Genomic DNA, 13,374 nt, shown 5'->3' on the forward strand with positions numbered 1-13,374 from the left:
GTTTTTGGCTTGTGATATAATCATACGCGAAGGGTCCCCAAAAATGGTGAAAGGTTGTGGTTAAGTGTTATTAACCGCCGAATTTTTTTGGAGGCTATTCGAGGCAACAGGCTCTGTTAGTGCTTATATGATCTACCGCAGATTGGCACTTCACTAAAAGAAGGTGCAAACAAGCCCCGGAGTTTGTTGATTAAGGAATAGAATGCGTGGGGTAAATGTGTAGTTGTTTCAATAGTGCCGGTTATAAATAATATTGTTACATGCAGATGTATACATTTTAATACATGTTTGTTTTTACCGGTTGAGTTTTAATTCACCGGTAGAATGTGTATATGTATTGTTTGCTTAAATAATGCCAACGGTTGTGAAGGGGACCAGTAGAGGGATGGCTCCTTACAGGGAGGGAAGGCCATGATTGAAAGCCTTTCCAAGGGACGCGGCCCGTTGAATTCACCCCTGAACCGCAAGCTGAAAGCGCTCCGGCGTCAGTAGGTGCAGCCGGTTTCCCTCCGTTACAGGGGAGCGGGTATCAAGGTTTTGCAATATGAACCGGATGCCCGGATGAGTCTATGGCGCCTTTTAAAAGCCGGTTTAAAATTAGGGTGGTACCACGGTTAAGATCCGTCCCTTGGGGGGCGGTTTTAATATTTTATGGGCATAATACGGCGTATGGGAGGAGTGGGCGCAATGCAAAAGCAGTTGCGTGAAATGGAAGCCGGTATTCTGGAGAAATTGAAGTCGGTTTCCGCCATGGAAGAGTTGAATGAAATCCGTGTGCGCTTTCTGGGAAAAAAAGGGGAGCTAACCGGTGTGCTAAGGGGCATGGGGGCCCTATCCCCGGAAGAGAGACCGGTTATCGGGCAACTGGCCAACGAAGTCAGGGCCAGAGTGGAGTCCGAGCTTGAAAAAAGATTGTCCGAGCTGAAAGCCATGGCAAGGAACGCCAGGCTGGCCCGGGAGAATATAGACGTGACCCTGCCGGGAACGGTGTTTGATACCGGGGGCCTTCACCCGCTGACCACTGTTTCCCGGCAGATTGAAGATATTTTTATCGGCCTGGGGTTCTCCGTGGCCGAGGGTCCTGAAATAGAGCTGGACTATTATAACTTTGAAGCGTTGAACCTGCCCAAGGACCATCCCGCCAGGGATATGCAGGACACTTTCTTTATCGGCCCTGAGGTGCTGCTGCGCACCCACACCTCCCCGGTGCAGGTCAGAACCATGGAGCGCACCGCCCCGGGTCTTCCGGTGAAAATTATCGCCCCGGGGAAGGTTTACAGGAGAGACGACGACGCCACCCACTCACCTATGTTTCACCAGGTGGAAGGACTGGCCATTGGCAGCCGCATCACCTTCGGAGACCTTAAGGGGGTTTTGCAGGTTTTTGCCCGGCAGATGTTCGGGCCGGAGACAAAGACCAAATTCAGGCCCAGTTTCTTCCCCTTTACGGAACCCAGCGCCGAGGTCGACATCTCCTGCGGCATGTGCGGCGGAAAAGGGTGCAGGGTTTGCTCCCACACCGGCTGGCTGGAAATTCTGGGCTGCGGCATGGTGCACCCCAGGGTGCTGGAAATGTCCGGCTACAACCCGGAGGAGGTTACCGGCTTTGCCTTTGGCATGGGGGTGGAGAGAATCGCCCTGCTGAAATACGACATAGATGATATGAGACTGCTGTTTGACAACGACATGAGGTTTTTGGAGCAGTTCTAAGCCGTTATTTTATTTGTAGGGTAATCGGCGGCCCGCCGGGGCGGTCATTGAGGAGGATATTATAAATGCGAGTTTCTTATAAATGGCTGAAAGATTATGTGGATGTGACGGTTTCTCCCGGGGAACTGGCGGACCGGCTCACCCTGTCCGGCATAGCTGTGGAAGGTGTGCATGAGCTGGGCGCCGGCATAGAAAGGGTGTTTACCGGCAAAATACTGAACATTGAGCCCCACCCCAACGCGGACCGTCTTACCGTGTGCGCTGTAACCACCGGCGGGCCGGAGAACCTGCAAATTGTCACCGGGGCCACCAACATCAGGGCGGGCGACGTGGTGCCTGTGGCGGTGGAGGGAGCCCGCCTGGCCGCCGGGCTGGTTATTAAAAAATCAAAGCTGCGGGGAGTGGAGTCCAGGGGGATGCTCTGCTCGGGCCAGGAACTGGGGCTGGACCCCAAGACAATGCCCGCCGACCAGGCCCACGGCATTATGATACTGCCCCCGGAAACTCCCCTGGGTCTGGACATCAAACCGGTGATAGGGCTGGATGACGCCATTTTAGAGCTGGATTTGACCCCCAACCGGGGCGACGCCATGTCCATGGTGGGGGTTGCCAGGGAGGTAGCCGCCCTGCTGGGCCAAAAGCTCCGCCTCCCGGATATTGACGTTGACGAAACGGGTGACGGCATTGAAGGCAGGGTTAAAATAGATATAAAAGATACGGAACTATGCCGCCGTTACGTGGCCAAGTTGTTCACCGGCATAAAGGTGGGGCCGTCCCCGGGCTGGATGCAGGAAAGGCTCAGGGCCGCCGGGGTAAGGCCCATTAGCAATATAGTGGATATAACCAACTATGTGATGATGGAACTGGGGCAGCCCCTGCACGCCTTTGACTACGATACCCTAAAGGATGGGCGGATCATTGTCCGCAGGGCCGGGGAAGGGGAAGTTCTGGTTTCCCTGGATGGCGTGGAGCGGCGGTTGAACGGCGACATGCTGGTGATAGCCGACCCGGGCGGACCGGTGGCGGTGGCCGGGGTGATGGGCGGCCTGGCCACGGAGGTTACCGAGAACACCCGTAATGTTTTGCTTGAGTCCGCCTGGTTTAATCCCATCAGTATCAGGAAAACCTCCAGGGTGCTGGGGCTGCGTTCGGAATCCTCCTCCCGGTTTGAAAAGGGCATAGATTTGACCGGCTGTCTCAGGGCGGCCCGGAGAGCGGCCAGTCTGCTGGCGGAAATGGGGGCCGGGCAGGTGGCTTCCGGCGCCGTGGATAATTATCCGGCGCCCCACGTACCCAAAACCATAATTTTGAGGCCGGATAGAATTGAACACCTGGTGGGAACCGCAGTGGATTCCGATGCCTGCCGGGAGATACTTACCGCGCTGGAGTTCGGTGTTCAGAAAAACCATCAGGGGCTTATGGTGACTGTCCCGGGGCACAGGCCCGACGTTTCCCTGGAGGTGGACCTTATCGAGGAAGTGGCCAGGATGCACGGCTATGACCGGGTTCCCACCACCCTTCCCTACGGCCCCACCACCCAGGGGGCCAGGACCAGGGAGCAGTCCCTGGCCATGAAGGTCAAGGACACAATGGCGTCCCTGGGTTTTCGTGAAGTTATCACGTACAGTTTTACATCCCAGGAGGTTTTCAATAAAGTAAATCTGGCCCCGGAGAGTCCGCTGCGGAACGTACTGGCCCTGCAGAACCCGCTCAGCGAGGAGCATTCCGTGATGCGCACGGTGATGCTGCCCGGGTTACTGGAGGTGCTGCGCAGGAACGCCAACAGGAGGGTGACCAGTCTTTCCATTTTTGAGCTGGGTAAAGTGTACCTGTCCCGGGGGGACGCTCCTTTGCCGGAAGAGAAGCAGGTGCTGTCCGCCGCGGCAATGGGCGGCACCTCCAGGGGATGGAACAAACCTTCCCTGGAAAAGGATTTTTATTATATGAAGGGAGTGCTGGAGTCCCTGCTGGCTCAAGCCGGGATTTCGGGGACGTCATTCGAACCTTTCAAGGATGACCCTTCCTACCACCCGGGCCGCGCTGCCAGGCTGACCGCGGGAGAGCAATTACTGGGCGTGCTGGGGGAAGTACACCCCGATGTGGTGGAAAATTACGAACTTCCCGGCCGGGTGGTGGCCATGGAAATTGATTTCGGCATAATGGCCTCGCTGGCGGGAAAAGCCGGCAAATACAGGCAGATACCCCGTTTCCCCGGCATAGAGAGGGACCTGGCGGTGGTGGTTGAACTCCAGGTGCCGGTAAGGGAAATAATAGGGGTTGTCAAAAAATCCGGGGGCAATTTGCTTCGCCGGGTGGAGCTGTTCGACGTATATCAGGGCGAGCAGGTGCAGCAGGGCTTCCAGAGCCTGGCCTTTTCACTTACCTTCAGGGCGGAGGACAGGACCCTTACGGACGACGAGGCTGCCGGACTGATTAACACCATCCGGGAGAATCTGGCCAAAAAGTTTGGCGCGCAGTTAAGAAGTTAGTGTTAATTATGGGACTCCGGCAGGAATATGAAATCTTTTTGCAGAAATTAGCACTGTTAAACCCATGGGAGGTGGTTTCATGCCCGGTGAGGTTAACAGGGTGGTTGTGGATATTTTCGGCGTTCAGTACAATTTAAAGGGAGAGGAACCCGTAGAGCACCTGGAGGAACTGGCGTCCATGGTTGACAGGAAAATGAGAGAGATCAACTCCCGCAATCCCCGGCTGAATATGTCACAGGCGGCGGTGCTTGCCGCGCTTAATATTGCCGACGATTACCTGAAGCTTAAGGAAAGCGTCAATTTGGGGAAAGAGCCGCACCGGGAATCCGGCGGGGAATAAAATAATGTGTATTCCGGCTCTTCCTCTTCGGGGGAAGAGCTTAAATTTTACAGGAAAAGTGCTTTGAATTGCCGGGCAAGGCTATTCTTTAGGCCCGGGGGAAATGATAATAAGGAATGTACCCAAGCCGTACCTAATTTTTGTTTGAGGTGTTTATTTTGCACAATATGGAAATTGCCTGGTCTTTTTACGAGCTGGCAGATCTCCTGGAATTTAAAGGCGATGATTTTTTCAAGCTAAGGGCCTACCGCAACGCCGCCAAAACCATTGCCGGGCTGCCGGAGCCAGTGGAGAGGTTATACAGGGAAAAAAAGCTGGCAAAGGTGCCGGGTATAGGCAAAAACATACTGGCTAAAATTGGCGAGCTTGTGGCCACCGGAAAAATGGAGAAGCTGGAGAGGCTTCGCCGGGAAATACCCGGGGGAGTTCTGGAAATCATGGCTCTCCCGGGGGTGGGGGCAAAGCGGGCCAGTATATTTTACCAGCAGCTTGGGGCGGCCAGCCTCGACCAGCTGCTCCAGGCGGCCAGGGAGCACAGGATAAGAGCCCTGGCGGGTATGGGCGCTAAAACCGAGCTGGAGATAGTAAGGAATATTGACATACTGCGCAACCGGGCCGGCAGTTTTTTGCTGGGACTGGCAAGGCAGCTGGCGGATGAACTGACCGGGTTTATTAAAATGCTGCCGGAGGCCTTAAAGGTTGAGGTGGCCGGCAGCGTCCGCCGCTGGCGGGAGACCGTTGGCGATCTGGACATACTGGTGGCCTCAAGGGAGCCGGAACAGGTGCTGGACGCCGTGGCCCTTTATCCCAGGACCAGGGAAATACTGGAGAGAAAACGGAATATAATTAAAGTGGCCACCTGGTGGGGAATTCCGGTGGAAGTGGCGGTGGTGAGCCCGGAGCAATTCTGGTTCGCCCTGCTCTGGAACACCGGGAGTAAAAAACATCTGGAACAATTAATAAATTTGAGTCTGTCCAAGGGGTTTAAGCTGGAGCCCGGGGGGCTGTCCGGCAACGGACACCAGGCCCTCATCCCCCACTCCGAAGGCGATATTTACAGCCGGCTGGGCCTTCAGTATATCCCTCCCGAACTGCGGGAGGGCAGGGGCGAGGTGGAGCAGGCTGACGCCCACGCCCTTCCGGAACTCCTGGAAAACGGGGATATCAAGGGTGATTTGCACCTGCACAGCAACTGGAGCGACGGCGGCAATTCCATCGGGGAAATTGCGGCCCGGGCCAGGGAAAAGGGCTACAGCTACATTGCCGTGACCGACCACTCCCAGTCTTTGAAGATAGCCCGGGGGCTGACCCCGGAACGGCTGGAGGAGCAGTACGCGCTGATCGACGGGCTGAACGGAGAATATACCGACTTTACCGTACTAAAGGGAATTGAGGTGGACATACTGGCCGGAGGCGGGCTGGACTTGCCGGACCAGGTGCTGGAAACCGCCGACGTGGTGGTGGCCTCGGTGCACAGCGGCTTCAGGCAGGACCCGGAAACCATCACCTCCCGCATTCTCCAGGCTGTGGAAAGCGAACACGTGGATATAATCGGCCACCTGACCGGGAGAATGCTGGGACAGCGGGAGGGCTACGCCGTGGACGTGGAAAGGGTGCTGGAGGCGGCCGCCAGGCACGGCAAAATAATGGAAATCAACTCATCTCCGGACCGCCTGGACTTAAACGATGAAAATGTCCGGCTGGCTCGGGAATACGGGGTTAAGATAGCCATAAACACGGACGCCCACGACTTAAAGCGTCTGGACGAGATGGAATACGGCGTTGCCACCGCCCGGCGGGGGGGGCTGGAGTCCAGGGACGTGGTGAATACCCTGGAATTGCCGGAGCTGTTGAAAATTTTGCGCAGGTAGCGGGTAATAAAACCGCCGCGGCTATGCGGCGGACGTATTCCGGGACTTTTCAAGGGTTAATGATAAATTCCTTTTGGAGAATTGGTGAAAGACAGTGAAGCATATATTACCGAGGGAGTTTTACGCCAGGGATACCGTGCTGGTGGCAAAGGAACTTCTGGGCCACGTGCTGCTGCACGAAACTCCGGAGGGGGTGACAGCCGGGCGGATAGTGGAGGCCGAGGCCTACATCCAGGGCGACCCGGCCTGCCACGCCAGCCGGGGGATGACCCCCAGAAACAGGGTGATGTTCGGGCCTCCGGGGCATGCCTATGTATATATTATTTACGGTATGCATTTCTGTTTTAATATAGTCACGGCCCCCGAAGGGGTGGGAGAAGCGGTGCTCATACGGGCGCTGGAGCCGCTGGAAGGCATTCCGCTGATGAGGGAAAGGCGGGGGAAGGAAAGGCTTAAGGAGCTGTGCCGGGGCCCGGCCATGCTGGTGCAGTCCCTTGGTATAAGCAAAGAAAACAATGGCGACGATATGGTGGGAGGAAAGCTCACTGTCTGCCAGGGCGAGTTTATAGGCCGGGACAGAATTATCGCCACCACCAGGGTGGGCGTCACCCGGGGAGCGGAGCTGCCGTTCAGGTTTTATATAAAGGACAGCAGTTACATATCCCGGAAATAAAATTTAATGCCGCCCCAGGGCGTAAGAGGCGCGGTAGATAAAACATTTTAAAATATGGAGAGGAGAGAGGGAAGGATGAAGATAAGAGAAATATATGAACTGGTCATAGCCAAGGGCATGGAGAACGATCCCCGGGGTATTGACAAGGTTAAAAAACAGTTGGAGAAAGAAAAAAAGAAATACGAGGAAATGAAGGAAGAGGACAGGAAATATTACGACACCGACCGGCTGGCCAATCCATACACCGACACCCGGATTCTGGCGGGAGACCCGGAGAAGGAAGTGAAGTGCGCCCTGGTGGGCATAGATATGGAGGTGGGCGAGGTTCTGCTGGCCGACCGCCTGGTCCAGAGGGGCAGGCCCATAGATTTGATAATTTCCCATCATCCCGAGGGTAAGGCCATGGCCGCCCTGCATGATGTGATGCACCTGCAGGAGGACACCCTGGCCCAGTTCGGAGTGCCCGTCAACGTGGCCGAGGGTATAATGGCCCCCAGGATAGGCGAGGTGAAGAGGGCTCTTATGCCCCTAAATCACAACAGGGCGGTGGATGCGGCCAGGCTGCTGGATTTCGCCCTTATGAGCACCCATACCGTGGCGGACAACATGGTCAATACATATTTGCAGAAAAAAATCGATGACAGAAAGCCTGAAACACTGGGTGATTTGCTAAAACTATTGAAAGAGGAGCACGAGTACGCCGAGGCATCCCTGACCAGCGCCGGCCCCACCCTGGTGCTGGGTTCAAAGGAGCGCCGGGCGGGCAAAATAATGGTGGATATGACCGGGGGCACCGGCGGGTCCGAGGACGCCTACGCCAAGCTGTCCCAGGCGGGGGTGGGCACCCTGGTGACCATGCATATCGGCGAGAAGCACCGCAAGGAAGCTGAGAAAAATCACATCAACGTGGTTATAGCCGGGCACATGGCCAGTGATTCCCTGGGCATGAACCTGCTCCTGGACCAAATTGAGGCCGGTGGCGTTGAAATAATAGCCTGCGCCGGCCTGATAAGGCATAAAAGGGGCCGGAATTGAGCTGGTCCGGCTCTATTCCAAATGCCGGGCTTGAATTTTCGCTGAGGCCCCTAAACCTTTGATAAAGGAGATACCGGAATAACAACCATGAGAATAAGTTCGAAACCCGAACTGCTGGCTCCCGCCGGCGGACAGGAGGCCCTGGTGGCGGCGGTGGAAAACGGAGCCGACGCGGTGTATCTGGGCGGGCCTTTATTTAACGCCCGCCTGTCGGCGTCAAATTTTGACCGCGGGCAACTGGCCGGGGCGGTGGAGTACGCCCATGTCCGGGGCGTTAAAGTATATGTTACGGTGAACACACTGGTGGCGGATACCGAAATGGAATCCGCCTTAAAATTCCTGCATTACTTGCAAAGCATCGGGGCTGACGCCGCCATACTGCAGGATCTGGGGCTTGCCAGGCTGGTGAGGCGGGTACTGCCGGAACTTCCCCTGCACGCCAGTACACAGATGACGGCCCATAATTCTCCCGGGGTGCGGCAACTGCTGGAGGCGGGTTTTGACAGGATAGTGCTGGCCAGGGAAATGAGCCTTAAGGAAATCGAAGGGATCAAGAGTGCCACCGGGGCCGAGCTGGAGGCCTTTGTTCATGGGGCCCTGTGCATCAGTTACTCCGGCCAGTGCCTGCTGTCCAGCATGATCGGGGGAAGGAGCGGCAACAGGGGGCGCTGCGCCCAGCCCTGCCGGATGCAGTACGAACTGGTGGGCGGGCGGGGCAGGACCCTTGCCGGTTACAGCCCGCCCGGGGAATACCTTTTAAGCCCCAGGGATCTGAACATCAGCCGGCACCTGCCGGAATTGATAAAGGCCGGAATCAATTCCTTCAAAATCGAGGGCCGTATGAAACGGCCGGAATACGTGGCCACCGTGGTGAGGATTTACAGGAGACTTTTGGACCGGGCCCTTTCCGGCGGGCCTTATTCCGTAAGCGAAGAAGAGAACAGGGATTTGGCCCAGATATTCAACAGGGATTTTTCCAGCGGGTACTTTTTCGGCCGTCAGGGCGCCGCAATGATGAGCTACAAACGCCCCAACAACCGGGGCGTCAGGCTGGGCAGGGTAAAAGGGTATAACCGGGACGACCGGCTGGTGGAAATCGCCCTGGAGGAGCCCCTGCGCAAAGGGGACGGGCTGGAAGTATGGGTTACGGAGGGCGGCCGGGTGGGCTTTGAGGTGGGCGACATATTTCTGGGGGGCGCCAGGGTGGATAAAGCTCCTGCCGGAGCCTCCGTGAAATTGTCCGTCCCCGGCAAGGTAAAGCCCGGGGATAGAGTTTTTAAAACCCACGACGCGGAGCTCATCGAAGAGGCCAGGAGGACTTTTACAACCCCGGGCGGGGTTAAAAAAATTCCCCTGCGCTTTACGGTTCAGGCCGGAATTGGCCTGCCCCTGCAGCTTACGGTGGAGGACGGGCAGGGGGGCAGGGCGGCGGCGGCCACCCCTTCCCCGGGGCAGCCCGCCAAAAAACGCCCGCTGGACAGGGAATTTCTGCTTAACCAGCTGGGCAGGCTGGGAAACACACCCTTTGCCCTGGGAGAGCTTGACGCCGATATCCGGGATGAGGTAATATATCCCGTCAGTGAAATTAACGAGGCCCGGAGAGCGGCCCTGGCGGAACTGGAGAACCGGCTGCTGGAATCCCGCCGCAGGCCGCCCCTGGAAAAGGCGGCCTTTGAAAAACGGCTGAAGGCATCGGGCCTGTACCATGAAAAACACCGGGAGGGCAAAGGAAAGACCCTGCTCTCGGTGTCCGTGGGAGATATGGCCTCCCTCAAAGCCGCGGTGGAGGCCGGGGCGGATGCCGTGTATTTCGGCGGAGACAATTTCCGCACAAAGCCGGTTGTAAAAAACAGCCACCTGGCAGAGGGATTGAATTATTGCAGGGAGCGGGGCGCGGCTTTTATATTTTCCACTCCCAGGATTACCGCAGACGCGGACCTGGAGCAAATTCTGCGCCGCCTGGAATTCCTGGCGGGGCTCTCCCCGGACGGGGTGCTGGCGGGCAACTCCGGCATATTGAGGCTTGTAAGGTCTCATTTTCCGGATATCAGGGTGGTGTCCGATTTCGGATTCAATGTGTTCAACCGGAGTTCTTTGGAGTATCTGCTGGAGCTGGGCTGCGCCAGGGTTACCCTGTCCCCGGAATTAACCATGGAGCAGGTGGGGAAACTGGCCCCGTATCCTTCGGAGGTGCTGATGCAGGGAGCCGTGGAGCTGATGATTTCAGAATACTGCGCCGCCGGCAGCCTGCTGGGGGAGTCGAAAAAAACTGAAAACTGTCCGGGTCCGTGCAGGGGTAACAGTCTTTCCTTAAGGGACAGGACCGGCGCGGAATTTCCGGTGGAAACCGATAATTATTGCAGAATGCACATTTTTAATTCCCGGGATCTGTGCCTTATAGAGGACGTGGAAGGGCTGTCCGCCCTTGGCCTGGAATATCTGCGCATAGAGGCCCGGCGGGAATCACCGGAGTACGTGGCGGAGGCCGTCAGGGCCTACCGGAGGGTTATGGACCAGGGAGGCGGCGCCCGGGAGCGGCAGGCCGCCCTGGCCAGGGAAGCCCTGATTCGTCTCAGCCCCCAGGGAATTACCAAGGGGCACTATTACAGGGGAGTACTGTAAGGCTTCCGGCCGGGGCGCCGCGAAGGCGTTCCGCCACACCTTTACACCGCGCCCGCCAAAGGGTATTTTGCATATATTTAAGGATAGTTGCTACTCAGTCAGTTTTACATCGGGCCATCCATGGGCTTGATAGCAAAATCAAAAGGGGAAGTACCGATGGAGGAAAGAACACTAAAAAGGCTGGAATACGATAAAATTCTTGAGCAGCTGGCTGGATACTCGGTGTCCCCCCTGGGCCGGGAAAAAGCCCTGGAACTGGCGCCCTCCACAAACATCGACGCCATAAGCCGGTGGCAGGCGGAGACCACCCAGGGCAGGGAACTCCTGCGGCTGGAGCCCACCGCCGAGGTGGGCGGCTGGTATGATGTCCGCCGGCAGGTGGAGCAGGCCCGGCGGGGCCTGGTGCTTGAACCGGAGGAACTGCTGGCCGTGGGCAGGACACTCACCGCCGGGCGCAGGGTTAAAAAATTTCTGCTGGAGAGGCAGGAAAAATACCCTCTGCTTTATGAAATAGGCGTCGACCTGGGCCTTTTCGGGGAACTGGAGCAGAGAATAAACGAATCGATACTTCCCGGCGGGGAGATAGCCGACCGGGCTTCTTCGGCGCTGTCCCAGATCCGCAGGAGCCTTGTAAACCTGCAGGCCCAGATTAAGGCCAGGCTGGAGAATATAATCCGCTCCCCGGCCTATCAAAAATATTTACAAGACCCCATAGTAACCATCAGGGACAACCGCTATGTGGTTCCGGTGAAGCAGGAATACAGATCCGAGGTGCCCGGAATTATTCACGACCAGTCCGCCAGCGGGGCGACCCTGTTCATCGAGCCCATGGCGGTGGTGGAGGCCAACAACGAAATACGCCGGCTGCAGGCCGCGGAGAAGCAGGAGATTGCCAAAATTTTAGCCGAACTTTCAGCCGGGGTGGCCTCCCGGGCGGATGACCTTTCCGCCAGCCTGGAGGCCCTGGGCAGGCTGGACCTGATAATGGCCAAGGCCAGGTACAGCCTGAAGCTGAATGCCTGGGAGCCTCAGATGCTGCCGGGCACCCGGCTGGACATAAGGCAGGGCAGACACCCCCTGCTCAGCGGGGATGTGGTTCCCGTAAGCATTCACCTGGGCAGGGATTTCAATACCGTGATTATAACAGGCCCCAATACCGGGGGTAAAACGGTGACCCTGAAAACCGTGGGGCTGCTTACCCTGATGGCCCAGTCCGGCCTGCACATACCCGCCGGGCCCGGCACCGGAACGGGTATATTCAGGGAGGTATTTGCCGATATAGGGGATGAGCAGAGCATAGAGCAGTCCCTGAGCACCTTTTCATCCCACATGAAGAATATAGTGGGCATAATCGCGGGGGCGGGACCGGAAAGCCTTGTGCTGCTGGATGAGCTTGGAGCAGGCACCGACCCCGCCGAGGGAGCCGCCCTGGCCCAGGCCATACTGGAAAGACTTCATTCTTCCGGGGCCAAAACAGTGGCCACCACCCATTACAGTGAATTGAAAAATTTTGCCTACTCCACCGACGGTGTGGAGAACGCCAGTGTTGAATTCGACCCGGTTACCTTAAGGCCCACCTACAGGCTGCTGATAGGCAGGCCCGGTCGCAGCAACGCTTTTGAAATTGCCTCCAGGCTGGGGCTGAATCCCGGCGTGGTGGAAAGGGCCAGGGAATTTGTGGGGGTTGAGCAGGTTAAGGCGGCGGAGCTGATGAATAACCTGGAAAGGGAAAGACAGCAGGCGGAGAGGGACCGGGAAGAGGCGGAAAAGCTTCGCCGGGAGGCGGAAGTCCTGCTGGCCCGTTACCGGGAAATGGAGCAAAACCTCATCCAGCGCCGGGAAACCGTGCTGGATAAGGCCCGGGAAGAGGCCCGGGTGCTGGTAAGAAACGCCAGGCTGGAAACCGAGGAGACAGTCCGGGAGCTGAGAGAAAGGATTTCCAGCGATGCCGCCCGGGAAAGGGAAATGGGCATACACCAGGCCCGGCAGAAATTAAAGGAAATGCAGGGCAGGATTTATGCCAAGGCACCGTCCCCCAAGAGCAAGCCCTCCGGCATCAGGCCCGGGGATGTAACCCCCGGGCAGGAAATTTTTCTTCCCAAATACAACCAGAAGGGGTTCGTGCTGGCGGCGCCGGACGGTGATCAGGTGCATGTCCAGGTGGGTATAATCAAAGTAAACGTTCCCCTTTCCGAAATACAGGTTGTGGAGACCAGGGCCGCCGGCGGGGGATGTTCCCAGGTGGGGGCGCTGGTATCCGGCAAGGCCAGGGAAGTTTCCACAAAGCTGGACTTGAGGGGAATGACCTTTGACGAAGCCTGGCCGGAAATAGAGAAATACCTGGACGACGCTTATCTGGCAGGCCTGCCCAAGGTTTACCTGGTGCACGGGAAGGGAACCGGAGCCCTGAGAACCGCGGTTCAAAGAGAACTAAAGGGACACCACAGGGTGAAGACCTTCCGGCTGGGGGACATGGGCGAGGGCGGTATGGGAGTAACAGTGGTGGACCTGAAATAACTGCGACAGGGGACGGTTCTCGGGTGTCGCAAAATTTGGTTTTAAGGATTGTGGGTTTTCAAAAAGTATGGGACTGTAATCAAAAAATTTGGGACTGAGAAAACTGCTGGAAGGATG

8 protein-coding genes are annotated in these 13,374 nt (G+C 57.0%); all 8 read left to right on the plus strand.

Going from position 1 to position 13,374, the window contains the following annotated elements; genetic code table 11:
* Positions 1-687: 687 nt before the first annotated feature.
* The 8 genes from pheS (at position 688) to DCCM_RS04260 (ending at position 13,257) form a co-directional block, all read left to right on the plus strand.
* Complete coding sequence (gene pheS, locus DCCM_RS04225) at positions 688-1,710, plus strand: phenylalanine--tRNA ligase subunit alpha (RefSeq protein ID WP_104371203.1); 1,023 nt, start codon at positions 688-690, stop codon at positions 1,708-1,710.
* Positions 1,711-1,775: 65 nt separating this feature from the next.
* Positions 1,776-4,199, plus strand: coding sequence for a phenylalanine--tRNA ligase subunit beta (gene pheT, locus DCCM_RS04230; protein WP_104371204.1), 2,424 nt, complete (start codon positions 1,776-1,778; stop codon positions 4,197-4,199).
* Positions 4,200-4,278: 79 nt separating this feature from the next.
* Entirely contained in the window at positions 4,279-4,539 is a 261-nt protein-coding gene (gene zapA, locus DCCM_RS04235) for a cell division protein ZapA (protein ID WP_104371205.1), read from the plus strand.
* Positions 4,540-4,706: 167 nt separating this feature from the next.
* Entirely contained in the window at positions 4,707-6,410 is a 1,704-nt protein-coding gene (polX, locus tag DCCM_RS04240) for a DNA polymerase/3'-5' exonuclease PolX (protein ID WP_307718796.1), read from the plus strand.
* Between the two features lie 94 nt (positions 6,411-6,504).
* Complete coding sequence (locus DCCM_RS04245; RefSeq protein WP_104371206.1) at positions 6,505-7,083, plus strand: DNA-3-methyladenine glycosylase; 579 nt, start codon at positions 6,505-6,507, stop codon at positions 7,081-7,083.
* A 75-nt stretch (positions 7,084-7,158) separates the two neighbouring features.
* Positions 7,159-8,118: a Nif3-like dinuclear metal center hexameric protein gene (locus DCCM_RS04250; protein ID WP_104371207.1), complete on the plus strand. Its 960-nt coding sequence runs from the start codon at positions 7,159-7,161 to the stop codon at positions 8,116-8,118.
* Positions 8,119-8,205: 87 nt separating this feature from the next.
* On the plus strand, positions 8,206-10,740 hold the full coding sequence (locus DCCM_RS04255) for a U32 family peptidase (protein ID WP_231702646.1): 2,535 nt from the start codon (positions 8,206-8,208) through the stop codon (positions 10,738-10,740).
* A 156-nt stretch (positions 10,741-10,896) separates the two neighbouring features.
* Entirely contained in the window at positions 10,897-13,257 is a 2,361-nt protein-coding gene (locus DCCM_RS04260) for an endonuclease MutS2 (protein ID WP_104371208.1), read from the plus strand.
* The last annotated feature ends 117 nt before the right edge of the window (positions 13,258-13,374 follow it).

It is taken from the genome of Desulfocucumis palustris (genome assembly GCF_002933875.1).
Taxonomy (GTDB): Bacteria; Bacillota; Desulfotomaculia; order Desulfotomaculales; family Desulfocucumaceae; genus Desulfocucumis; species Desulfocucumis palustris.

Excerpts from the sequence above, each read along its gene's own strand:
- DCCM_RS04250 (WP_104371207.1), top strand. The coding sequence starts at position 7,159 with ATGAAGATAAGAGAAATATATGAACTGGTCATAGCCAAGGGCATGGAG.
- DCCM_RS04255 (WP_231702646.1), top strand. The coding sequence starts at position 8,206 with ATGAGAATAAGTTCGAAACCCGAACTGCTGGCTCCCGCCGGCGGACAG.
- pheS (WP_104371203.1), top strand. The coding sequence starts at position 688 with ATGCAAAAGCAGTTGCGTGAAATGGAAGCCGGTATTCTGGAGAAATTG.
- pheT (WP_104371204.1), top strand. The coding sequence starts at position 1,776 with ATGCGAGTTTCTTATAAATGGCTGAAAGATTATGTGGATGTGACGGTT.
- DCCM_RS04260 (WP_104371208.1), top strand. The coding sequence starts at position 10,897 with ATGGAGGAAAGAACACTAAAAAGGCTGGAATACGATAAAATTCTTGAG.
- polX (WP_307718796.1), top strand. The coding sequence starts at position 4,707 with ATGGAAATTGCCTGGTCTTTTTACGAGCTGGCAGATCTCCTGGAATTT.
- zapA (WP_104371205.1), top strand. The coding sequence starts at position 4,279 with ATGCCCGGTGAGGTTAACAGGGTGGTTGTGGATATTTTCGGCGTTCAG.